We start from the raw sequence: 23,598 nt of genomic DNA, 5'->3' as shown, positions 1-23,598 counted from the left end.
ATCCTGAAGGAAGGGGCTCGAGTGTGGGAGGGGGCTTGCTCCCGATGGCGTCAGCCCAGGCGCGGCTTATTTCGGTCCAAGAATCTTCACCAACTTATCCGGCGACGGCGCGCCTTGCTGTTGCTGCAAGCCACCCTTGTCATCCAGGTAGAAAATCGCCGGGGTTGCCGACAACTCCAAGTCATCCATCAACTGCATATTGGCATTGAGTTGGGCCTGGATATCCGCCGGGATTTTCTCCAGCGGCTTGAGCTTGCTGCCTTTGCCGGCGGCTTCGTGTTCTTCCAGGGCCTTGGGCGCGTCTTTGCTGGCCAGCAGCGCAGCGGATTTGCCTGGGCTGTCCTCGCGAATAATCCCCACCATGATATGTCGCAGCTGCACCTTGCCGGCTTTCACCCATGGCCGCGCCTGTTCCCAGAACATGTTGCAGTACGGGCAGTTGGGGTCGCTGAACAGGTAGACGGTGCGGGGGGCGTTTTTGTCGCCGTCCTGGATCCAGTGGCTCTTTTCCATCTTGGCCCAGACTTCCTTGGCCATCGGCGCGTACACCAGTTTTTCCAGGGGCGCGCTGCTCAGGTCATTACCCTGGGCGTCGTACAGGTTGCCGGCGATCACACTTTTGCCGTCGGCGGTCAGGTACAGGGCCATGCCACGGTTCTGATACTGCGCGGCGTAGCCGGTGAGGCCGCTGGGTGCATCGAATTTGCCGATGATCTTGGCACCCTTGGCTTCGATCTGTTTGATCGGTGCCGGCCAGTCTTCGGCCTGGGCCAGGGTGGCGGCCAGGCTCAGTGGCAGCAGGGTCAGCAGGTGGCGGAGGCGGGGCATGTCGGTTTCCTTGAGGGGGCCGTGGCGGCGGGGGCGGAGTCGAAGGGTTCCATGGCACGGGCCAGGCTGGCCTGGGACAGTTCACCGAGGTGGCTGTTGATCAGGCGTCCGTCGGCTTGGTAGAACAGCGTGGTCGGCAAGGCCATGGAGCCCACGGCCTGGCCCAGGCGACCACTGGCATCGAACAGCACGTTGTCCAGGTTCAGGCCCTGGGTGGCCAGGTAGGTGCTGACGCTTTGCATGCTCTCGGCCTGGTTGACGAACAGGAAGGTCACGTCGGGGCGCATGCGTTGGGCGCTTTCCAGTACCGGCATTTCGCGACGGCAGGGCGGACACCAGGTGGCCCACAGGTTGATCACCAGCGGCCCGCCTTGATAGTCGGCCAATTGCACCACCTCGCCGTTGGCGGTGCGCAAGGTGATGTCTGGCAGTCGTGTGCCTTTTTCATACACGCTGAGGGACAGGCTGGTCATGCCCCAGAACACCAGGCCGGTGATTACCCCGGCGCTCAGCGGCTTGCGCAGGGCCGGGCGGCGCCAGCCGTACAGCAGCGCGCCGAGGATCAGCGCGATCACGCCCGGCCAGGCCAGAAAGCCGCCGTCGCGCAGGTCGACCATCTGCAGCGGGTCGTTGCTGTAGTAACTCCAATACATCAGTACGAAGCTGACCCGCGCGCTGAGCATGCCCAGCAGGAACAGGCTGAACAGCACCGACTCGGGGTTTTCCCCGCCACGCTTGGCCACGCGCCAGCCCACCAGGGTGGCGAGAATCAGCGCGCTGATCAGCAGGATGTGATTCAGGGCGATCGCGAAGGTGCCGATGGTCAGGGTCAGCATCAGAGGGCGCCCCGGGTCTGGGTCCAGCGTTGCAGGAAGGCCGCGGCATCCACTTCGCCGGTGATGCGCTGGGCACGCCGTTCTTCACCGTCAGGGCCGATCCACACGAAGCTCGGCGGCCCTGGCACCTTGTAACGGCCGAGCAGCTCGCGGCTGGCGGCGTTGTCAGCGGTGACATCCAGGCGCAGCAGGCGCACGTCCTTCAGGGCGTCGAGGACTTCGGGTTTGCCGAATACCTGTTTCTCCATGATCTTGCACGACACGCACCAGTCGGCGTAGTAGTCCACCAGCACCCATTGGCCCTGGGCCTTGGCGCTGTCGAGCTGGCTTTGCAGCACGGCTGGGTCGTTGATGGTCATGAACGCGTCGTGGGCGGTAGGGCCGGCGACAGCGCGCGAGCCGCTGTAGACCTTCAACGGTTGCCACAGGTCATCGCTGCCACCTGCCGCGCCCACCAGCAGCAGGCCGCCCCACAACCCCAGTACCACGGAACCGGCGCCGGACAGCATGGCGACACGCCCGAAATCCTGTGCCAGGCGCCAGCCGCAATAGGCCATGGCCAAGGCCAGTACACCCCACAGGCCCAGCCACAGGGCTTCATCGACGACCGGACGAATCATCAGTATGGCGGTGGCCAGGAACAGGAAGCCGAAGATCCCCTTGAGCACATTCATCCAGGTGCCCGGCTTGGGCAGGAAGCGGTTGCCCACGGTCACCAGCAGCAACAGCGGCACACCGATGCCGATGCCCATGGCGAACAGGATCAGGCCGCCGTGCAGGGCATTGCCGCTTTGCGCGATATACAGCAGCGCACCGGCCAGGGGCGCGGTCATGCACGGGCCGACCAGCAGGCCGGAGAGGGCGCCGAGTACTCCGGCGCCGATCAGGCTGCCGCCACTCTGGTTACGGCTGACGTTGTCCAGGCGGTCGCGCAGGGCCACCGGCAGTTGCAGTTCAAAGAAGCCGAACATCGGCAGGGCCAGGATCACAAACAACGCAGCGAAGCTGCCCAGAATCCACGGGGTTTGCAGCAGCGCGGCGAGGTTACTGCCGAGCAGGGCGGCGACTACGCCCAGCGCGGCATACACCAGCGCCATGCACACGACATAACTGCCGGCCAGGGCAAAGCCACGACGCGGGCTGGCACCGCTGCCGACCACCAACCCGGCGAGAATCGGCAACATCGGCAATGAACAAGGGGCAAACGCCAGCAGCAGGCCCAGGCCAAAGAACACCAGCAGGCTCCAGCCCAGGCTGCGTTGTTGCAGGCCGCTGGCCAGGCTCTGGTCCTGGGCTTCGGCGGTAGCGGCCACGGCGGGGTTGCCCCCCAGGTCCACGGTGATCGACTGCGGCGGGTAGCACAGGCCGGCATCGGCACAGCCCTGCCAGCCCAGCTTGACCTTGCCGGTGGTCCCGGCGGGGATCTTCACTTCCAGGCCCTGGCGATACACTTGCTGCTCGCCGAAGAACTCATCGCTATGGGCTTCGCCTTGGGGCAGCGGCGGCTTTTCAGCCAGGCCGTCGAACTTCATGCGCTGCTGGTACAAGTAATAGCCGTCGGCGATCTGCCAATACCACTGGGTTTCACCGGACTCCAGGCGTTCGGAGGTAAAAGTGAAGGCTTTGCCCACCGGGAGGAAGTCGGGTTTGGTCTCGAATGGGTTGCCCGGCGCGGCCTGGACGAACCCTGCGAATAACGCCAGCAGAACGATAAACAAATGCCGCATGGTCAAGCCTTAGTTCGATGCAAGTGAGGCACACAATGTGTGGTGTTGATTAACCGATGATTAACCGGGCGCTATTCTAAAGTGTAGGGAATGTCTGAGGGGGCTTCTTTTCGCGGCATAATCGCTGCTTAATCCGCAGCACTTTTAATCACCCCCATCTTTCATGAAGGGTTCAGCATGCACGTACTGGTCTGTGAAGACGACGAACTGATCGCCAGCGGCATCGTGGCCGGCCTCGGCGCCCAGGGCTTTACGGTCGAGCGCGTGGCCTCGGCGGCAGCGGCGCGGGCGATGCTCAAGGCGGCTACCTTCGACATCATGGTGCTCGACCTCGGCCTGCCCGACGAAGACGGCCTCAAGCTGTTGCAGCAACAGCGCAGCCAGGGCCTGGAGATCCCGGTGCTGATCCTCACCGCGCGCGACTCGGTAACCAACCGCGTCGACGGCCTGCAGGCCGGTGCCGACGACTACCTGCTCAAGCCCTTCGACCTGCGCGAACTCGCTGCGCGCCTGCAAACCCTGCTGCGGCGGGTGGCCGGGCGTAGCGTCAACCTGATCGAGCATGGCCAACTGACCTACAACCCCAGCAGCCGCGAGACCTTCCTGGGCGGGCAGCCTGTGGACTTGTCGCGCCGCGAACAAGCGTTGCTGCAAGCCCTGCTGCACAACAAAGGCCGAGTGCTCTCCAGCGAGCAGCTCAAGGACAGCGTCTACGGTTTCAACGACGAGCTGGAGAGCAACGCGCTCAACGTGCACATCCACCACCTGCGGCGCAAATTGGGCAATGGCATCGTTGAGACCGTGCGCGGCCTGGGCTATCGCCTGGGGCCGGCGGATGGCGGCCCGGCCGAGGCGGGAGAGAAGGTTTCGTGATGAGCCTGCGACTGCGGCTGACGTTCAAGCTCGGCGCCGCCTTTGTGCTGATCTGGGCCCTGGCGGCTGCCTGGATGCTCAACGATCTGCGCAACCAAATGATGTTTTCCCTCGACCAGCGCCTGGTGGCGTCCGCGCGCATGGTCGCCGGTCTGATGGAGCAAATGCCCGGCCTGGCGAGCACCGCCGAGGGCAAGCATTTCAGTGCCGAACAACTCAACGTGCCGGGCGGCATGGCATGCCAGGTCAGCTCCTTGCGCGGTGAGGTGCTGGCGCGCAGCCACACTACCCCTGACCAGGGCCTGGAATCCCACCGCAGTGGCTTCCGTGACCAGATCATCGACGGCGCGGCGTGGCGCAGCTTCACCCTGGCCCGTGGCGACCTGTTCATCACCACCGCCGACCGCCAGGTGGAGCGGGAAGCCTTGAACCTGTCGATCCTGCTGGCGGCCTCGGTGCCGGTGGGCGTGGCCCTGTTGGGCTGCTTGTGCCTGCTGTGGCTGGGCATCGGCCAGAGCCTGCTGCCGCTCAACCGCATGCGTGACGCGTTGATGCGCCGCAGTGCTGACTCCCTTGAGCCGTTGCAGATCCACCCGCTGCCCAGCGAGCTCAAGCCGCTGCTCGACACGCAAAACCAACTGTTGCAACGCATCGCCAAGACCATCGAGCGCGAACGCCGCCTCACCGGCGACGCCGCCCACGAGTTGCGCAGCCCGCTGACGGCGATCAAGACCCACTTGCAAGTGGCCCGCATGACCGAGGGCGCTGCCCGCGACCAGTCCCTGGCCCACGCCGAGGAGGGCGCCGACCGTCTGCACCGCACCCTCGAACAATTGCTGCTGCTGGCGCGGGTGGAGGGCAGCCTGTCGTTTGACGATGGCATGCAATCCAGTGCCGAGGAGGTTGCACGGCTGGCGATCCAGGACGCGAATGCCGGTGACAATTCGCGGATCGACCTGATCCTGCCGGACAACCTCTCAAGTGCCCCGGTGGAAATGCCGGTGGGCCTGGCGGTTGCGGCCCTGCGCAACCTGTTGGACAACGCCCTGCGCCACACCCCGGCGGCTACCCGGGTGGAACTCAATGTATCCACCACCGCCGACCAGGTGGTGTTTCGTGTGCGTGACCATGGCACGCAGATATCCGCCGAAGACCTGCAATACCTGACCCAGCGTTTCTGGCGCAATGGCAACAGCGAAGGGTGCGGCTTGGGCCTGGCGATCGTGCAAGCGATCGTGCAGCGCTGTTCGTGCTCGTTGACATTCGACAGCCAGCCGGATGGCCTGCGAGTTGACCTGGGCATGCCCCTGCGGCGCTGATCACCCTTTTTTCAAGTGTCACACATAGTTACCGCCCTCCTGAGGTTCAACCCTTCAGGATGGCGGTAATTTTTTTGCGCTTGAACGGGCTGAATGACTCGGCCTGTGTTGAAAAGGACAGCTCTTATGTTGGTGATCGATACCAGTTTTCCCTCCCGGGACTTCAACGAACGCAATGGCGAACCTGTGCGCCAAGTGATCCTGCATTACACCGCGGCACCCTTCGCCTCCTCCTTGCACACCCTGACCCGGAACGGGGTCAGTGCGCATTACTTGCTGCCCGACCCCGATGAGCCCGGCTACCGCAAGGCCGGCTATGACGAATTGCGCGTGTTTCGCCTGGTGGACGAGGACAAGCGTGCCTGGCATGCCGGGGTGAGCCAATGGGGGGGCCGGGATAACCTCAACAGTCGCTCGATTGGCATCGAAATCGTCAATCAGGCGCGGGATGACGCCAGTGGGTTTACCTTTCCCTATTACGCCGAGGAGCAGGTCGAGGTGTTGATCGAGTTGCTGCGTGACATTCTCGGGCGTTACCCCCAGATCGGGCCGACCGACGTGCTCGGGCATTCGGATGTGGCCTATGGGCGCAAGAGCGATCCGGGGCCCCGGCTGCCGTGGCGCCGCTTGTTCGAGGCGGGAATCGGGGCGTGGTTTGACGAGTCGACGCGAGCCATGTACCAGCGCCGGTTCTGTCTCGGCTTACCGCCTGAAGTGGAGGTGGAGCGGGCATTCCAGCGCTACGGCTATAAGCCGGCGCAGAACCGCCATGGGTTTGAACTGAGGACCCGCGCATTTCAGATGCACTTTCGGCCGCGGGATTACTGCGGGTTCCTGGATGTCGAAACCTGCGCGATTCTGTATGCCTTGAATGAAAAGTACCTTGGGCTTTGAAGCCCCGCACCGTTCAAAGGTGGGAGGGGCGGGGCGACGATTCGACTTGCCCCGCCCACATTTTGATCCTCATGCCTCAGTCAACAATCACTTCTCCTAAATCCTCCTCTCGCTGGTGCGTTTCCAGAACAGGAAATCCGTGCGCATGCCCTTGGGCCAGACGCCAACGGATCGGCAGTTTGGTCACCATCATCAGCGTATTGAGGGATCGAGAGATGTCAGTCGCTACCAGCCGTATCGAAGACGCCCAGGCGCTTGTCAGCCCGGCACCCGCAGAAACGCTCTACCAGTTCGAAGAAACGCCGCTGCTGGCCCGTCAGCGCCAGCAGGAGTCCAATGCACGCAGTTACCCACGGCGTATCCCCCTGGCGCTCAAGCGCGCCAAGGGGATCTACGTGGAGGATGTGGAAGGGCGCAGCTTTATCGACTGCCTGGCTGGCGCCGGCACCTTGGCGTTGGGGCATAACCACCCGGTGGTGATCGCCGCCATCCAGCAAGTGCTGAGCGATGAATTGCCGTTGCACACCCTCGACCTGACGACGCCGGTCAAGGACCAGTTCGTGCAGGACCTGTTCGGCCTGTTGCCGCCAGCATTGGCCCGTGAAGCGAAGATCCAGTTCTGCGGCCCCACCGGCACCGATGCGGTGGAAGCCGCGTTGAAACTGGTGCGCACCGCCACCGGCCGGAGCACGGTGTTGTCGTTCCAGGGTGGGTACCACGGCATGAGCCAGGGTGCCTTGAGCCTGATGGGCAGCCTGGGTCCGAAGAAACCCCTGGGGGCGTTGCTCGGTAATGGCGTGCAGTTCCTGCCGTTCCCCTACGACTACCGCTGCCCGTTCGGCCTGGGCGGCGCGCAAGGGGTTCGGGTCAACTTGCATTACCTGGAAAACCTGCTCACCGACCCGGAAGCCGGGGTGTTGTTGCCGGCGGCGGTGATCGTCGAAGTGGTGCAGGGCGAGGGCGGCGTGATCCCGGCCGATCTCGATTGGCTGCGCGGTTTGCGCCGTATCACCGAGCAGGCCGGCGTGGCGTTGATTGTCGATGAGATCCAGAGCGGTTTCGGCCGCACCGGCAAAATGTTCGCCTTTGAACACGCCGGGATCATCCCGGATGTGGTGGTGATGTCCAAGGCCATCGGCGGCAGCCTGCCGTTGGCGGTGGTGGTGTACCGCGACTGGCTCGACACCTGGCTGCCCGGCGCCCATGCCGGAACCTTCCGCGGCAACCAGATGGCCATGGCGGCGGGGTCGGCGGTGATGCGCTACCTCAAGGACCATGACCTCGCCGGCCATGCGGCGGCGATGGGCGAGCGCCTCGGCGAGCACCTGCGCCTCCTGCAGCGCGACTTCCCGCAGTTGGGCGATATCCGTGGCCGTGGGTTGATGCTCGGCGTAGAGCTGGTGGACCCGCGCGGCCCCCTCGATATCCAGGGCCACCCACCGGTGCATCGCCAACTGGCACCGCTGGTACAGCGTGAATGCCTCAAGCGCGGCCTGATCCTGGAGCTGGGTGGCCGACATGGCGGCGTGGTGCGCTTCCTGCCGCCGCTGGTGATCACGGCCGTGGAAATCGACCGCGTCGCCGAGATCTTCGGGCGTGCATTGGCGGCGGCGGTCGCCAGCCTCTAATTTTTCAACGTCTTGGTACGTTTCTACAGATATCAGCGCTGCGCGTGGTGCGCAGCCAGCCTTTGAGCGACGGAGAACCGCAATGACCTCAGTATTTGACCGCGACGACATCCTGTTCCAAGTAGTGGTCAACCATGAAGAACAGTACTCCATCTGGCCCGACTACAAGGCCGTGCCGGAAGGCTGGCGTACCGTGGGCAAGAGCGGCCTGAAGAAAGAGTGCCTGGCCTATATCGAGGAAACCTGGACCGACATGCGCCCGCTGAGCCTGCGCCAGAAGATGGACGGCGCCGCGCTGGGCTGACACAAAACCTGGGGCAAGCCTGCTGGATGTGGAAGGCGGGCTTGATGTGGAAGGTAGGCTTGATGTGGCAGATAGGCTTGATGTGGAAGGCTGGCTTGATGTGTGGCGAGCGGGCTTGTTGTGGCGAGCGGGCTTGCCCCGCGTTGGGCTGCGCAGCAGCCCCAAGACCAGCCGCTGAGTTGTACCTGATACACCGAGTGCTTCTTGATTGGGGCTGCTTCGCAGCCCAACGCGGGGCAAGCCCGCTCGCCACAACAGGCCCGCTCCCACAACAGGTCTGCTCCCACAACAGGCCTGTACCCCTTATACGTTCTTGTCTTTTTCCAGCCCACCCGCAGCCCCTGTCACCACCTGCACACTCAAGCGCGGCGTGGCCAGGTCGAGCCCGGCTTCGTCCAGATGGCGCTTGAGTGACAGGTTGAACGCCCGCGACACTTCCCACTGCTTGATCGGCGCGGTCTTGAAGCGTGCGCGCAGGATCGCGCTGCCCGACTCGAAGCTCTCCACGCCCTGAATCTCCAGGGGCGACCAGATATTGCGACGCTGCAGCGGGTCGTTGCGCATTTTATGGCCGACGTCGCGTATCAGCTTGATCGCGCTGTCGATGTCCATGTTGTAGGGGATCGCGACCCGGAAGATCGCGTAGCCGAACTCCCGCGAGTAGTTCTTGATGCTCTTGATTTCGCTGAATGGGATGGTGTGGACGATGCCGTCGATATCGCGCAGGCGTACGGTGCGGATGGTCAGGCCTTCGACGGTACCGAGGTGGCCACCGACGTCGACGTAGTCATCGATGGCCAGGGAATCCTCGATGATGATGAACAGGCCGGTGATCAAGTCCGCCACCAGCGACTGCGCACCAAAACCGATGGCCAGGCCGATTACACCGGCACCGGCCAGCAGTGGCGTGACGTTCATGCCCATGTTCGCCAGGGCAACGATGGCCGCGATGATAAAGATGGTCACGAACAGCACGTTGCGGATCAACGGCATCATGGTCTGCGCACGGGCATTGGCCAGGCCTTTGCGCGAGCGGGTGAGGGCGTGGAGGATCGCGGTGTCGCTGAGAATCCAGATCAGCCACGCGAACAGCAGGGTGCCCGCCAGGCCGAACAGCTTGACGGCGACTTCATGACCATCGCCTTCGGTAAAGCGGATCAGCGACAAGCCCCAGACTCGCAGCCCCAGCTCGATAAATGCCAGCCATACCGCCAGGTGGGCCAGGGTGTAGACGAAGCTTTTCAGGCGCTCGGAGTACAGCGCATGGCGCTTGTGCCCGCGTTGCGGTTTGAGCGCGTGGCGTCGGACCAGGCCGTTGATCACCATGCACAGCACCAGCAACACGGTGCACAGCAGCGACTGGCGCAGGGCGGTGCTGGTGTCGCCGGCCGAGACGAAGGTGGCGAACAGCGAGATACCCACCAGCAGCAGGGCCGGGATGAACCAGAAGGTGCCGATGATTTCGATCGTGTCGCTGAGGGCGCGGCGGGTCAGGCGTCGGGACAGCGGCTGGTTGCGGATCAGGTGCGCAATCGGCCGGCGAAAACGCAGGATAAACACACCGGTGGACAGCGCAGCCATCACATTGGCCACGGTCGCTGCGGTATGAGCCAAATGCTGGCCGAGCGCCGTGACCAGCCTGGGGTCGCTCAACGCTTCGCCAAAGGCGGCAAAGCTACCGATCCACCACAGTGGACGGAACGCCTGGTGCCGCAGGATATACAACGCGCGGTGGCGGTGCGGGCCGTCGAGCAGGGAGAACGCGATCACGCAGATCGCCGAGAAACACGTACCGACCACCAGTGCGTAGGCCAGCACCATTGCCAGGGATTTGCCCAGGGACGACGGCAGTGCATAGCTCAGGTACACGGTGATCACCAGGGCGATCAGCCAAGGCCCCAGCTTGCGCAGGGCGAAGCGCAGCATGTCCCAGGTGCGCGGGTGTTGTGGCAATTCCTCGGGCAGGCCGAAGCGCTCGCGCACGCGGTGGCTGAGCCAGATCAACGCGGCGGCGAGCAGGCTCCACACCGCCAGGATCACGGCGAAACCGAAAATGATGGGGAGCCATTCATTGGCCGGCAGTATCAGTGCGCTCAGTTCATCCTTGGCCAGGTCAACCTCGTTGGACCAGCGGCTGATCGGGCTGTCGTCCCCGGAAAATTGTTGCTCAAGGTCCGACAGCGTGCTGCCGATCAACCCGAGCACGCCTTGTTCGGCGGCCGGCTGGGCTTTTTGCGTGGCTTCGCGCAGCTTCTTCAGGTCGCTCAGCAGTTGGGTGCGCTGCTGGTCGTTTTCCAGGGTCTTGATCACCTCGTCCAACGACTGCCCCAGGGGCACATCGGCCTGGGGTTGGGGCTTGTTGGCGGCGCCCAGCATGCCGGGCAAGCTCACGGCCTGGGCAGGTGCGAGCGGCAGCAGCGTGAGCAGGGCGATCAGCAGGTAGCAGGGCAGAGCGAACAGACGGGAAAGCACGGAGGCGGTCAACCTTGGAAACGACGAGTTGACCGAGTGTACGAGGCCGCTATGCCCAATGCGAGTGCATTTGTCATTCGGCCAGTTTGGCGAGGATCTTGTAGACCACGGTGCCCAGGATCAACAGCATGCCGATCCACATGCCGAACACACCCAGGGGCTTGTCACGAAAGTTAAAACCAACCGCGAGCATGATCATGCCGATCAGGATAGGGATGAGCATGGCGTGGAAGGAGGACATGGTGATCATGAGGCGATGGCCTTGTCAGAGTGGGAATAGTGACAAGTCTAGGTGGGATTGTGGGAAATGCAGGTGACATAGATCAGATGTACGCGAAGCCAAATGTGGGAGGGGGCAAGTCGAATCATCGCACCGCCCCTCCCACCTGTTTAACTGCATTCAGCCTTTGGATCAGGGCAGGTCGTGGCTGGCGTAGAACGCGCCGAGTACTTTGACCAAATGCGCCAGGTCATGGCTGCCGCACAGCTCGCGGATGGAATGCATGGCAAACGTCGGCAGGCCGATGTCCACGGTGCGCACGCCCAGGTGGCTGGCAGTGATCGGGCCGATGGTCGAGCCACAGCCCATGTCGCTGCGCACCACGAAGCTCTGTACCGGGACTTCCTCGGCCATGCACAGGTGGCGGAAGAAACCGGCGGTTTCGCTGTTGGTGGCGTAGCGCTGGTTGCTGTTGACCTTGATCACCGGGCCCGCATTCAGCTTGGGCCCGTGGTTGGCGTCATGCTTCTCGGCGTAGTTCGGGTGCACGCCATGGGCGTTGTCGGCTGAAACCAACAGCGATTTCTGAATGGTGCGTACGAATTCATCACCTTCAGGCAGCAGGCGGCGCAGGGTCTGTTCCAGCATCGGGCCGTCGGCACCGCAGGCCGAGCAGGAACCGACTTCTTCGTGGTCGTTGCACACCAGCACGCAGGTTTCATCGGTCTCGCTGGTGAGCAAGGCTTGCAGGCCGGCGTAGCACGACAGCAGGTTGTCCAGGCGTGCGCCGGCGATGAAGTCGCCGTTCAGGCCGATCACGGCAGCACTCTGGGTGTCGTAGAAGCTCAGCTCGTAGTCGAGCACCACATCGGCGTTCAAGCCGTGCTCGCGGGCCAGTTGCTCGGTGAGCACGGCGCGGAAGTCCACGCGTTCATCGCCGGCAAACTGCGCGAGGATCGGCGGCAACTCGGTCTGGGCGTTGATCGCCCAGCCCTGATTGGCTTCACGGTTCAGGTGAATGGCCAGGTTGGGGATGATCGCGATGGGCAGCTTGAAGTCGATCAGTTGGCTTTCGACCTTGCCGTCGCGGCGGAAGGTGACGCGCCCGGCCAGGGACAGGTCGCGGTCGAACCACGGCGCCAGCAGCGCACCGCCGTAGACTTCCACACCCAACTGCCAGAAGCCCTGGCGTTGCAGCTCAGGCTGCGGCTTGACCCGCAGGCACGGGCTGTCAGTGTGGGCGCCAACCAGGCGGATGCCGCCTTGCAGTGGCGCGTGACGGCCGAGCTTGAAGGCGATGATCGAGGAATCGTTGCGGGTGACGTAATAGCGCCCGTTGGCTTCGGTGGCCCAGGTTTCGCGCTCGTCGAGACGCTGGAAACCGGCGGCTTCGAGGCGCTGGGCCAGGGCCGCGGTGGCATGGAAAGGAGTAGGGGAGGCCTTGAGGAAGTCGATCAGGCCTTGATTCAACGCTTCGCGCATAAATAGCTCCAGACAGCAATGCGCGGAGTTTACCGTCCGATGGCAAGAAGTGCACAGCACAAATGTGGGAGGGGGCTTGCCCCCGATTGCAGTGGCCCAGTCAACAAATACAGTGACTGACACTCCGCAATCGGGGGCTGCCCCCTCCCACATTTACTGTGTTTGCAGCTTTAGAACGGGGCTGGGCACTCGAAGCGCAAACGCTCGCCGCTTTGCGGGTGGGTAAAGCTCAGCATGCTCGCGTGCAGGCACAGGCGTGGCCAGGCGGCCAGGGCTTGTTCATGGGCGTACAGGCCATCGCCGAGCAAGGGGTGGCCGATGGACAGCATGTGCACCCGCAACTGGTGGGAACGCCCCGTGATCGGCGTCAACTCGACTCGGCACCAGTCGCCGCAACGTTCCAGCACCTTCCAGAAGGTCAGCGCATGTTTGCCGAATTCGTGGTCGACCACATGCCGCGGCTTGGTCGGCGGGTCATAGCGCAGGGGCAGGTCGATGCTGCCGCTGTCCAGTGCCGGCTGGCCCCAGGCCAGGGCGGTGTAGGCTTTTTCGGTTTCGCGATCGTGAAACTGGCGAGACAGCTCGCGGTGAGTATCGGCGTCCCGGGCCAGCAGGATGATGCCCGAGGTTTCCCAGTCCAGGCGATGGACGATGCGGGCTTCGGGGTAGCCGTTTTCCTGCAGGCGGGTGATCAGGCAATCCTTGTTGTCATCGGCGCGGCCAGGCACCGAGAGCAGCAAAGTCGGCTTGTTCACCACCAGGACGGCATCGTCCTGATGAAGAATATGGATGTTGGACAACGGCATTAAACAGCCTCGTAACAAACGCCAACGGCGGCTCGACCACCCGATGCCCGCAAAGGCATCAGGGTGACGGAGCCGCCGTGGCGACCGCCCTTTCGATCAACGATCAGGCAGGGTGATATTGAGTTCCAGAATCGAGCAGCTGCCGTCGTTTTCCAGGGCGACATGCACGTCATCGTTGCCGATATTGACGTACTTGCGGATCACCTCTACCAATTCCTTCTGCAAGGCTGGCAGGTAGTCCGGTGTACTGCGTTGGCCGCGTTCGTGCGCCACGATGATCTGTAGACGCTCTTTCGCTACCGACGCGGTACTTGGCTTTTTGTTGGCGCGAAAGAAGTCGAGAAATTTCATTGTTTAGTTGCCTCCAAAGATACGCTCGAAGAATCCCTTCTTCTTAACATCGAGGAAGCGATGTTCCACGGTCTTGCCCAGCAGACGATCGACCGCATCGCTGTACGCCTGGCCGGCGTCGCTCTGGTCGTCAAGAATCACCGGCACGCCTTGGTTGGATGCCTTCAGAACTGCCTGGGATTCCGGGATCACGCCCAGCAGGGTCACTGCAAGGATTTCCTTCACGTCTTCAACGCCGAGCATTTCGCCGTTGCTGACACGCTCAGGGTTGTAGCGGGTGAGCAGCAGGTGTTCCTTGATCGGGTCCTGACCCTCTTCGGCGCGCTTGGACTTGCTGGCCAGCAGGCCCAGCATACGGTCCGAGTCACGTACCGAGGACACTTCCGGGTTGGTCACCACGATGGCTTCATCGGCGAAGTACATCGCCAGGTGAGCACCGGTTTCGATACCGGCCGGGGAGTCACACACCACGTATTCGAAGGTTTCCTTCAGCTCGGCGAGGACTTTGCCGACGCCTTCCTTGGTCAGTGCGTCTTTGTCACGGGTCTGGCTGGCGGCCAGTACATACAGGTTCTCAAGGCGTTTGTCCTTGATCAGGGCCTGTTGCAGGTTGGCTTCACCATTGACGACGTTGACGAAGTCGTACACCACGCGGCGTTCGCAGCCCATGATCAGGTCGAGGTTACGCAAACCGACGTCGAAGTCGACGATGACTGTCTTGTGGCCGCGCAGTGCGAGGCCGGTACCGATAGCGGCGCTGGTGGTGGTCTTACCCACACCACCCTTGCCGGATGTAACCACGAGAATCTTGGCCAAGGTGTTTCACCCCTAAGGAAAAAGGACTTTTCAGCCCCTGAAAAACATCTCTTGGAACTCGCTGCAGGCGGACAGCCTTTGTAGGGAAAAGATGGGGTTCCCGGAGGGGAAACGCCAACTTCCAATTATTCCTACGCAAGTCTTGCCAGTTTCGCTGTGCTATCAGAGTCTAGAGATGCTTGGAAAATGCGGCAGTATCCGTTAAAGACGGATGATGTTCAACACATCGCCCGACAGGCTGACCTGTACACCAGCCCCCCACAGCGGATCGCGGCGCAAATCTTCTGAAACCTTGTACTGGCCTGCGATGGACACGAGTTCAGCGGTCAATTGCTGGCAAAAAATACGTGCCTTGGTGTCACCCTTGATACCGGCGAGCGCACGTCCGCGCATCGGGCCGTATACATGGATGTTTCCGTCGGCCAGAAGTTCCGCGCCGGGGCTGACCGATGAGATCACCACCAGGTCGCCGCCCTGGGCGTAAATCTGCTGCCCGCCGCGTACGGGGGAGGTGATGATCTTTGTCGGCTTGATCGTCGGTTCCGCCGGTTTTTCCGGTTTTTTCTTCACTTCACCTTCCGTCGGATCGAGTGGACGCTCGCGTGCGCCGGACGGTGGCAGTACTGGCAGTTCAATGGCGATGGCGGCGGCAATGTCTTCGATACGGCTGGCACGAATCGCCAGGGTGCGTAAGCCATGGGAGCGGCATACGCGCATCAGGCCGGGTAGGTCGATCGCGCCTTGGCCGGCCGGCAGCTTGTCCAGGGCCAGCACCAGCGGGGCATTGTTGAAGAAGTTCGGCGCCAGGGCGACCTTGGCGGCGAGCTGGCGGTCCAGGGCATCGAGGTCATTGCGGGCCAGTTCCAGCACGGTGATGGCGAGCATGCTGCCTTTCAGCTGGAACACGGGATCTTGGTCTAGCGGTTCGGTTTGGCTCATGGTCGGCAAAAGCGGCTTGTCACGAAAAGTGTCGAGACTTATAACGAGAACATCCACTGGCCGCAAGCCGAGTCGAACCGTTGTAGAATGCGCGGCCCTTGTCTTTACCGGAATCTGTAATGGATCGCCCGCGTTTTCGTGCTGTATTTTTTCACCCGCGTTTTTGGCTGTTATGGCTGGGACTCGGCCTGCTGTGGCTGATCACTCAATTGCCGTATCGCGCGTTGCTGGCCATTGGTCGCCTGCTGGGTGCGGGCATGTACCGCGTGGCCGGCGAGCGTCGCCGCATCGCCGCGCGCAACCTGGAGCTGTGCTTCCCGGAAAAATCCGCCGCGGAGCGCAAAAAGCTGCTCAAGGAAAACTTTGCTTCCACCGGTATCGCGTTCTTTGAAATGGCCATGAGCTGGTGGTGGTCGCGCCAGCGCCTGGCGCGCCTGGCTCACGTCGAGGGCCTGGAACACCTCAAGCAGGCGCAGTTGGATGGCAAGGGCGTGATCCTCATGGCCCTGCACTTCACTACCCTGGAAATCGGCGCAGCCTTGCTGGGACAGAAGCACACCATCGATGGCATGTACCGCGAGCACGGCAACCCCTTATTCGACTTTATCCAGCGCCGTGGTCGCGAGCGGCATAATCTCGATTCCCTGGCCGTCGAGCGCGAAGACGTGCGCGGCATGCTCAAGCTGCTGCGCGCCGGCCGTGCCATCTGGTATGCGCCGGACCAGGACTACGGCGCCAAGCAAAGTATCTTCGTGCCGCTGTTCGGCATCCAGGCCGCCACCGTGCCCGCCACCAGCAAGTTCGCCAAGCTGGGCAAGGCGCTGGTGGTGCCGTTCACCCAGGAGCGCCTGGCCGATGGCAGCGGTTACCGCCTGGTGATCCACCCGCCGCTGACCGACTTTCCAGGCGAAAGCGACGAAGTCGACTGCCTGCGCATCAACCGCTGGGTCGAAGCCTCGGTGCGTGAATGCCCCGAGCAATACCTGTGGACCCACCGCCGCTTCAAGAGCCGGCCACCGGGCGAACCCAAGCTGTACGAAAAACGTCGTTGATAACACCTGACCTTCCCCTGTTGGCCCCACATGGAGTGATGCAATGCGCCCAGCTGAACCGGTCACAGGCTTGATTCTTTCCGGCGGCGGAGCGCGAGCGGCGTATCAGGTGGGGGTGTTGGCGGCGATTGCCGAGTTGCTGCCGTTGGGGGCGCCGAATCCTTTTCCGGTCATCGTCGGCACCTCGGCCGGGGCGATCAATGCGGTCAGCCTGGCCAGCGGCGCCATGGACTTCACGGCGGCGATCCAGCGTCTTACCGCGTTCTGGCAGGGCTTTCGCAGCCATCGGGTGCTGCGCAGCGACTGGCCGGGGGTGATTCACCAGGCCAGCCGTTTCTGTTTTCACAGCCTGCTGGGCCTGGGCGCCCAAGTGCCGGTGGCGCTGCTCAACAGCTCGCCGCTGCGCGAGCTGCTCCACGACAAGCTGCACCTGGAGGGCATCGATGAGGCCATCCGCGAGAAGCATCTGCACGCGGTGGCGGTGACCGCGTTCGGCTATGAGTCCGGACAAGCGGTGACCTTCTATCAGGGCGGCGGCACCATCGACGCCTGGTTGCGCCACCGCCGTATCGGCGTGCCGACCCAACTGACGGTTGAACACCTGCTGGCCAGTTCGGCGATCCCCTTGCTGTTTGCCCCGGTGAAACTCGACCAGGAATATTTCGGCGATGGCGCCGTGCGACAGTCGGCACCCATCAGTCCAGCCTTGCACCTGGGGGCCAGCCGTGTGCTGGTGGTGGGGGTCAGTGGCAACCCACGGGGCAACGAGGCGGCGACACCGCGCGTCTTCACGGGCCAGCAACCGACCCTGGCGCAGATTGGCGGGCATATGCTCAACAGCACGTTCATCGACAGCCTGGAAAGTGATATCGAGTTGCTGGAGCGTTTGAACCAGTTCAGCCATTTTCAGCCTGCCGACAGCGCGTCCCGCGGCCTGGCCCCGGTGGACGTGCTGGTGATTGCGCCGAGCCAGCCGATCGATGAAATCGCGGCGCGGCATCGTCAGGAATTGCCCGCGGCATTGCGCTTGTTCCTGCGCGGGCCGGGGGCGACCAAGACGAGTGGGGCAGGGGTGCTGAGTTACTTGTTGTTCGAAGCGGGGTATTGCAGCGAGTTGATTGAATTGGGCAGGAAAGATGCGTTGGCCAAGCGTGAAGAAATCACCCGGTTCTTAGGCCTGCCGCCTATCTGAATGTGGGAGGGGCAAGCCCAAATACCAGTCAGTTATCGCTCCTACAGAAGGCGCTGTACGCTTAACTGACTGGCATTGGGGCTTGCCCCTGACACATTTTGACCTGCGATGTTCGGTCAGAAGTGATACTTGACCAGGAAGCTCGCCGTGTCCTGGTTGGTCTTGAACGCCCCGGAATCCTCGATCCCGTACTTGTTCTTCCAGTAGTCGTATTCAAAACCCACATACAACTGCTTATCGCCCCAATGCAGCGCCTTGCCCAGGTCGTATTTGACCTGTGGGTTGAAGTGCAGGTTGGCGTGGTAAGTGCCACGGGCGTTCTTGTCGTTGTCCACCACCCAATCCATGAAACCGTCGATCAGGATGTCGGAGTTGCCAACGGGGAGGGTGTACGCCCATACCGGAGTGATCTGCCATACGCCGTCACCCGGGCGATTGCCTTCGGTCTGACGCTGGTAGAAGTTCAGCTGGAAGTAGTCGAAGCCTGGGATGTTCAGGTCGAAGCCAGGGCCGAGCAGGTACGATTCGTTATCGCCTTCGCCGAACTCATAAGTGAAGGCCAGTAACACATCCTTGATCGGGCCGAAGGACAAGTCCTTGTCCAGGATCTTGCCGAACGACAAGCGTGGGCTGAACTCGCCGTAGTAAGTGCTCGGGCCGACGTTGCCGTCTTCCTTGCCGTTATAAAAGATGCGGTCGAGGAAGAAGAAGTTGTCGCCGTACTTCCATGCGTCGGCATGTTCGAAGGTGACGGTTTGCTGGATCTGCGGGTTAACCGTGAAGCTCTTGCCCCACAGGTAAGTCAGGCTGTTGTTCTGCCACTGCAACAAGTCACCGGCCACGGCTTGGCCACCGGCCAGCAGCGATCCCGCCAGCATCAGGCCCTTGAACATAGGTTTCATTCGGTTGCTCCCGAGTTAAAGTTTTATGGTTTTTCTTCTACGCAGGCGCTCTGGTGTGGCGCCTTTTGGTTCGCTGCAAAAATCGTCTATTCGGTCAGCTTTGATGCTTTTAGCAAGAGCTGCGCCAACGTGTTTGAAAAACCAAAAAATCCCCGTCGGCTGCACGGAATGCAGTCGAATTCAGGGGATGTTTGCGCACATTGGTCGCTGTTGCAGGGCCGGGATAAGTTGGCCTTGCAGTCAGCTTTTACATTCGCTGTTTTTTTTTGAGTCGATTCGAGCGGGCGCGGAGAATACTGGCTCCAAAGCCTTGGCTCAAGTGCGCTGTTAGAGCGCGCAGGGGGCGAGAATGGGGCACGGCACATGGCCGGCCCCAGGTGAATGGCATGCATGGGATGTTCCTTGTCTGTTGTTATTTTTGGACTAACAAAGGCATCAATGCGTATGGGCGACGGCGGGGCGCTCTGCGCCGCCGAGGATATTGAACAGCACGTTCAGCGCCAGCGCGCTGAGGGTCGCCATGGCAATCCCGCTGTGGGTGATCGGGCTCATCCACAACGGCAGTTGTGCGAAGAACTCCGGGCGCACCACCGGGATCAGGCCCATGCCGATGCTGACAGCCACCAGCAACTGGTTGCGACGGTCGGCGATATCGGCTTCCTGGAGAATCTTGATCCCGGTGGCCGCCACCATGCCGAACATGGCAATCGCCGCGCCGCCGAGTACTGCTGGCGGAATCGACGCCACCAGGTAGGCGGCCTTGGGCAACAGGCTGAGCACAATCAGAAAGGCGCCGGCCATGATCGTCACCGAACGGCAGCGCACGCCCGTCATCTGCACCAGGCCGATGTTCTGTGCAAACGAGGAGTGGGTAAAGGTGTTGAACAACCCGGCGAAGAACGATGCGCCGGCATCGCACAGCAAGCCACGGCGGAGCATCTTCGGGGTCACGTCCTGGCCGGTGATCTTGCCCAGGGCGAGGAACATGCCGGTGGATTCGACAAAGATGATCACGACCACCAGGCACATTGACAGGATCGGCGCCAGCTCGAATGTGGGCATGCCGAAGTGCAACGGTGTCACCACCTGTACCCATGGCGCCTGGGCCAGGCCGCTGAGATCGACCATGCCAAGCAGGCCGCACAAGCCGTAGCCGAGCGCCATGCCGATCAACACCGAGATATTCACCCAGAAGCCCCGCATGAAGCGGTTGATCAGCAGGATAGTGGCCAGTACCAGTGCGGCGATGGCCAGGTAGATGGGCGAGCCGAAGGTCGCGGCGGCGCTGCCACCGCCTGCCCAATTCACCGCCACAGGGAACAGCGACAGGCCGATGGCGGTGATCACGGTGCCGGTTACCAACGGCGGAAAGAAGCGCACCACCTTGGACATGAATGGCGCGATGAGCATGCCGAAGAACCCGGCGGCGATGGTCGCGCCGAAGATCCCCTGCAAGCCGATACCCGGCATGCCGGCCATGGCGACCATGCTGCCGACCGCGGCGAAACTGGCGCCCATCATCACCGGCATGCGAATGCCCAGGGGGCCGATGCCGAACGACTGGACCATGGTCGCGACACCGGCCACCAGCAGGTCGGCGTTGATCAGGAAGGCGATTTCTTCACGGCTCAGGCCGGCGGCCTGGCCAATGATCAGGGGGACCGCGACGGCGCCGCCGTACATCAGCAAGACGTGTTGCAGGCCTACCAGAATCAGTTGCAAGAGGGGCAGCCGCACCATGGCGGGTGCGGCAGGAATCTGCGGTTCGACTAACTCGGTCATGCAACACCTCGGATCTTTTTATTGTTGTGTTGTGTGGAACGCAATCTTCAAAACACGGCATGTCCAAATGTGGGAGGGGGCTTGCCCCCTCCCACATTGCACATTGGAACTATGTGAATCCGTCAGTTGGTACGCGCGCCCTGGTTGATCCAGGTGCCGATCAAATCGCGCTCCTGCTGGGTCATCTGGGTGATGTTGCCCAGCGGCATGATCTGGCTCGCCACGGCCTGCGCCTGGATACGCGCCGCCTGTTGCTGGATCTGCGCCGGTGTATCGAACATCACGCCTGCCGGTGCGGTGCTGAACAGCGGGCTGGTGGGCTTGGCCGAATGGCATACCGCACAGCGTTCCTGGATCACCCCATGCACCTTGTCGAAGTCAATCGTCGCCTGGGCGGGGGCGGGTGCCGCGACGGGGGCGGCTGGCGCGGCGGATTTCACGCCGCCGCCCAAGGCGGTTTCCGGCAACGGTTGGTACTCGATCGCGGCGGGTGCCTTGGCCACTTCTGCCACGGGCTTGGGCCCGGTCACGTAGGCCAGGGAGATCATCGCCAACGCCCCCACCGGCAAGGTCCAGGCATACTTCTGGCTGTTATGCCGGGTGTTGAAATAATGCCGCACCAACACCGCTGCCACCGCGATACCCGCGAGGATCAGCCAGTTGTATTGGCTGCCGTAGGTGCTCGGGAAGTGGTTGCTGATCATGATGAACAGCACCGGCAGGGTGAAGTAGTTGTTGTGCCGTGAGCGCAGCAAACCCTTGGCCGGCAGGGCCGGGTCGGGCGTGCGGTTCTCCGCGATCGCTGCCACCAGCGCACGTTGGGCCGGCATGATGATGCGGAATACGTTACCGACCATGATGGTGCCGATCACCGCACCCACGTGCAGGTACGCGCCACGGCCGCTGAACACTTTGCTGAAACCGTATGCGGCGCCAATCAACAGCACGAACAGGATGAAACCGAGCAGGGCAGGGCGCTTGCCCAGGGCCGAGTCGCAGAGGAAGGAGTAGATGAACCAGCCGGCGAACAGCGAGCCAATGCCCAGCAATACGCCTTCGGTGCCGCTCAGGCTGCTGCCGGGGGCGAGCAGGTACAGCGTCGGGTTGAGGTAGAACACCACGCACAACAGCGCGACGCCCGACATCCAGGTGAAATAGGCTTCCCATTTGAACCAGTGCAGGTTGTCTGGCATGGTCGGCGGGGCCAGTTTGTATTTTTCCAGGTGGTAGATACCGCCACCGTGGATCGCCCACAAGTCGCCGGCCAGGCCGCTCTTGGGGTTGACGCGGTTGAGGTTGTTTTCCAGCCAGACAAAGTAGAACGAAGCGCCGATCCAGGCGACGCCAGTGATCATGTGAACCCAGCGCACGCTAAGGTTCAGCCATTCCAACAGATGTGCTTCCACAGTCTTTACCTCTCGCCTGTCACCCTTGTTGTCGGGTGATCCGGCCTTCTCTTATTGGTGGGGGGCGAGGATCAACCGCTCATCCTCTTTGAAAAAATGCTCATCGCAGTTATTGCCTGTGCCACTGCGATCAACCACCAGGAAGTCATCCCGCTTTTCGATCGTCAGCACCGGGTGGTGCCAGACGCCGCGATGGTAATTAATGCCCTGCCTGCCGTTGGTGACGAAGGCGCGGACCAAGCCTGATACAGGTGCATCGCCAAGTGGCGCGACCACGATCAGAAAGGGGTTGCCGAGCAGCGGAATGAAGGCCTGGCTGCCCAGCGGGTGTCTCTCCAGCATGCACACGGTCAGCGGCATATCCAGCGCGTCGGCGCGGAAGATGCTGATGATTGCGTGGTCTTCAGGCTGTGCGGTTTCTACCGTTGCCAGCTTGTGAAAGCGCATGGTCGAGCCGTTGTTGATCATGAAGTGATCGCTGCCGTCGGTTTCGATAACGTCTCCGAAAGGGGCGAAGGCTTCTTTGGTCAGCGGTTCGATCATCAGTGTGCGCATGGCTGTCTTCTTATCCGGATTCTGTGTTGTGTCATTCAGTTCATGTGGCGAGCGGGCTTGCCCCGCGTTGGGCTGCTAAGCAGCCCCCATCAAGTCAGCGCGTTTCTACCGATACAACGCGGTGCCTGGTTTCAGGGCTGCTTCGCAGCCCAACGCGGGGCAAGCCCGCTCGCCACAGAGGTTCACTGCTTACTTCGAAACTTTACCCAGCACACGCAGGCGGCTTACGCCCCCATCCGGGAACACGTTCAAGCGGATATGGGTGATTGGCCCCAGCGCCTTGATCTGCTCGGCGAAGGTGTGTTCGGCGTGCATTTCCAGCTTCTGCGCCGGCAGCAGTTCGCGCCAGAACAGCGATTGGGTTTCGATCTGGCTGTCGGTACCGCCCTTGACGAACGCGCCCTGGATCGAACAGGTGTCCGGGTAGTTGCCCTTGAAGTGCAGGGTGTCGACGATGATTTTCTCGATCTCGCCGGGGTGGCCCAGCGCGACGATCACCCAGTCATTGCCTGGCGTGCGACGACGCGCGGTTTCCCAACCATCGCCCATGTTGATGCCACGGCCCGGGTTGAGGATGTTGCTCATGCGGCCGAAATGTTCGTCGGAGCAGGCCAGGGCGCGACCACCATTCAAGGCGGCAGCCAGGTCGACCTGTTCGTTATCGCCCACTGCGGACCAGTCGCGGAACGGCACGCCGTACACACGCAGGCGAGCCACGCCGCCATCCGGGTAGATGTTGAAACGCAGGTGGCTGAACGCCTGGTCGTTGCTGATTTCGTGGTAGTGGTGGCTGTTGCCTTGCAGCTCGACGGCCGACAGTACTTCTACCCACTGGGTGTTGTCGTCAGGCTCGCCCGAGGCCAGGAAGCAGGCTTCCAGGGACGCCGACGGTGGGTAGTTGCCGGTGAAGAATGAAGTGTCGATGTCCACGCCCTTGATCGAACCCGGTACGCCCAGGCGGATCACTGCGCTGTCGTAGCCTTCGAAGCGCTTGCGGCGCGACTCCCAGCCGTCCATCCACTTGCCGTTGTCATCGAAAACGCCCTCCTTCCACACGGCCGGGGTCGGCTGGAACAGGCGGTTGGCGTCGGCGAACCAGTCATCGGTGACGGAGATGATCTTGGTGCCCAGGCGGGCGTCGGCCAGGTTGACGAACTTCTCGAAAGGTACAGCGTAAGCTTTCATTCTTCTTGTCTGCCTTAGATAGAGTGGCT

22 protein-coding genes are annotated in these 23,598 nt (G+C 62.3%); 7 read left to right on the top strand and 15 right to left on the bottom strand.

Features of this window, described 5'->3' with window-relative positions:
* Window positions 1-66: 66 nt before the first annotated feature.
* From dsbG to dsbD, 3 genes are read right to left on the bottom strand one after another with little or no spacing between them, the layout of a single operon-like run.
* Entirely contained in the window at window positions 67-828 is a 762-nt protein-coding gene (gene dsbG, locus ACODSV_RS05530) for a thiol:disulfide interchange protein DsbG (protein WP_024076665.1), read from the bottom strand.
* The gene (locus tag ACODSV_RS05525) at window positions 804-1,664 is read right to left on the bottom strand and encodes a TlpA disulfide reductase family protein (RefSeq protein WP_024076664.1); all 861 of its coding nucleotides are present in this window, start codon (window positions 1,662-1,664) and stop codon (window positions 804-806) included. The genes dsbG and ACODSV_RS05525 overlap by 25 nt, the downstream gene beginning before the upstream one ends.
* Window positions 1,664-3,391: a protein-disulfide reductase DsbD gene (gene dsbD / locus ACODSV_RS05520; protein WP_069076731.1), complete on the bottom strand. Its 1,728-nt coding sequence runs from the start codon at window positions 3,389-3,391 to the stop codon at window positions 1,664-1,666. The genes ACODSV_RS05525 and dsbD overlap by 1 nt, the downstream gene beginning before the upstream one ends.
* 177 nt (window positions 3,392-3,568) lie before the next feature.
* Between dsbD and ACODSV_RS05515 the strand changes: the two genes are divergently transcribed.
* From ACODSV_RS05515 to ACODSV_RS05495, 5 genes are all read left to right on the top strand, one after another.
* Window positions 3,569-4,264 carry a response regulator gene (locus ACODSV_RS05515; RefSeq protein WP_024076662.1) on the top strand — a complete coding sequence of 232 codons (696 nt, stop codon included), beginning with the start codon at window positions 3,569-3,571 and terminating at the stop codon, window positions 4,262-4,264.
* Window positions 4,264-5,583 (top strand): ATP-binding protein, encoded by a 1,320-nt coding sequence (locus ACODSV_RS05510; RefSeq protein WP_041160988.1) that lies wholly within the window; start codon window positions 4,264-4,266, stop codon window positions 5,581-5,583. Before ACODSV_RS05515 ends, ACODSV_RS05510 begins: the two co-directional genes overlap by 1 nt.
* Window positions 5,584-5,709: 126 nt before the next feature.
* The gene (locus ACODSV_RS05505) at window positions 5,710-6,477 is read left to right on the top strand and encodes an N-acetylmuramoyl-L-alanine amidase (RefSeq protein ID WP_150055913.1); all 768 of its coding nucleotides are present in this window, start codon (window positions 5,710-5,712) and stop codon (window positions 6,475-6,477) included.
* A gap of 215 nt (window positions 6,478-6,692) precedes the next feature.
* A complete protein-coding gene (locus ACODSV_RS05500; protein WP_150056334.1) occupies window positions 6,693-8,105 on the top strand; it encodes an aspartate aminotransferase family protein in 1,413 nt (470 codons plus the stop codon).
* 82 nt (window positions 8,106-8,187) lie between these two features.
* A complete protein-coding gene (locus tag ACODSV_RS05495; RefSeq protein ID WP_024076658.1) occupies window positions 8,188-8,409 on the top strand; it encodes an MbtH family protein in 222 nt (73 codons plus the stop codon).
* A 303-nt stretch (window positions 8,410-8,712) separates the two neighbouring features.
* Here ACODSV_RS05495 and ACODSV_RS05490 read toward each other — a convergent pair whose 3' ends face one another.
* From ACODSV_RS05490 to minC, 7 genes are all read right to left on the bottom strand, one after another.
* Entirely contained in the window at window positions 8,713-10,881 is a 2,169-nt protein-coding gene (locus tag ACODSV_RS05490) for a mechanosensitive ion channel family protein (protein WP_150055000.1), read from the bottom strand.
* A gap of 73 nt (window positions 10,882-10,954) precedes the next feature.
* On the bottom strand, window positions 10,955-11,131 hold the full coding sequence (locus ACODSV_RS05485; protein WP_017845812.1) for a hypothetical protein: 177 nt from the start codon (window positions 11,129-11,131) through the stop codon (window positions 10,955-10,957).
* 162 nt (window positions 11,132-11,293) lie between these two features.
* Entirely contained in the window at window positions 11,294-12,583 is a 1,290-nt protein-coding gene (locus tag ACODSV_RS05480) for a M18 family aminopeptidase (protein ID WP_024076656.1), read from the bottom strand.
* A gap of 170 nt (window positions 12,584-12,753) precedes the next feature.
* Window positions 12,754-13,389, bottom strand: coding sequence for an RluA family pseudouridine synthase (locus ACODSV_RS05475; protein ID WP_003192838.1), 636 nt, complete (start codon window positions 13,387-13,389; stop codon window positions 12,754-12,756).
* A 96-nt stretch (window positions 13,390-13,485) separates the two neighbouring features.
* Window positions 13,486-13,740, bottom strand: a complete 255-nt coding sequence (gene minE / locus ACODSV_RS05470; protein ID WP_003175252.1) for a cell division topological specificity factor MinE — start codon at window positions 13,738-13,740, stop codon at window positions 13,486-13,488.
* Window positions 13,741-13,743: 3 nt separating this feature from the next.
* Window positions 13,744-14,556 (bottom strand): septum site-determining protein MinD, encoded by an 813-nt coding sequence (gene minD, locus ACODSV_RS05465; RefSeq protein WP_003175251.1) that lies wholly within the window; start codon window positions 14,554-14,556, stop codon window positions 13,744-13,746.
* Between the two features lie 201 nt (window positions 14,557-14,757).
* On the bottom strand, window positions 14,758-15,495 hold the full coding sequence (gene minC / locus ACODSV_RS05460; RefSeq protein WP_024076655.1) for a septum site-determining protein MinC: 738 nt from the start codon (window positions 15,493-15,495) through the stop codon (window positions 14,758-14,760).
* A 119-nt stretch (window positions 15,496-15,614) separates the two neighbouring features.
* Between minC and ACODSV_RS05455 the strand changes: the two genes are divergently transcribed.
* On the top strand, window positions 15,615-16,547 hold the full coding sequence (locus tag ACODSV_RS05455) for a lipid A biosynthesis lauroyl acyltransferase (protein ID WP_150055375.1): 933 nt from the start codon (window positions 15,615-15,617) through the stop codon (window positions 16,545-16,547).
* A gap of 43 nt (window positions 16,548-16,590) precedes the next feature.
* A complete protein-coding gene (locus tag ACODSV_RS05450) occupies window positions 16,591-17,739 on the top strand; it encodes a patatin-like phospholipase family protein (RefSeq protein WP_069076727.1) in 1,149 nt (382 codons plus the stop codon).
* Between the two features lie 116 nt (window positions 17,740-17,855).
* On the opposite strand, the gene ACODSV_RS05445 is transcribed toward ACODSV_RS05450, so the two are convergent.
* The 5 genes from ACODSV_RS05445 to alc form a co-directional block, all read right to left on the bottom strand.
* Window positions 17,856-18,641 carry an outer membrane protein OmpK gene (locus ACODSV_RS05445; RefSeq protein WP_024076652.1) on the bottom strand — a complete coding sequence of 262 codons (786 nt, stop codon included), beginning with the start codon at window positions 18,639-18,641 and terminating at the stop codon, window positions 17,856-17,858.
* A 435-nt stretch (window positions 18,642-19,076) separates the two neighbouring features.
* Entirely contained in the window at window positions 19,077-20,423 is a 1,347-nt protein-coding gene (locus ACODSV_RS05440; RefSeq protein WP_150056254.1) for a nucleobase:cation symporter-2 family protein, read from the bottom strand.
* Between the two features lie 122 nt (window positions 20,424-20,545).
* The gene (locus ACODSV_RS05435; RefSeq protein WP_069076726.1) at window positions 20,546-21,829 is read right to left on the bottom strand and encodes a urate hydroxylase PuuD; all 1,284 of its coding nucleotides are present in this window, start codon (window positions 21,827-21,829) and stop codon (window positions 20,546-20,548) included.
* Between the two features lie 51 nt (window positions 21,830-21,880).
* The gene (locus ACODSV_RS05430) at window positions 21,881-22,384 is read right to left on the bottom strand and encodes an ureidoglycolate lyase (protein WP_024076649.1); all 504 of its coding nucleotides are present in this window, start codon (window positions 22,382-22,384) and stop codon (window positions 21,881-21,883) included.
* A 189-nt stretch (window positions 22,385-22,573) separates the two neighbouring features.
* Window positions 22,574-23,569: an allantoicase gene (gene alc, locus ACODSV_RS05425; RefSeq protein WP_069076708.1), complete on the bottom strand. Its 996-nt coding sequence runs from the start codon at window positions 23,567-23,569 to the stop codon at window positions 22,574-22,576.
* Between the last annotated feature and the right edge of the window lie 29 nt (window positions 23,570-23,598).

The sequence above is a fragment of the Pseudomonas sp. FG86 genome (assembly GCF_057808775.1).
The sequence above is the reverse complement of the archived record's forward strand: the minus strand, read 5'-3'. Positions and strand labels throughout refer to the sequence as shown.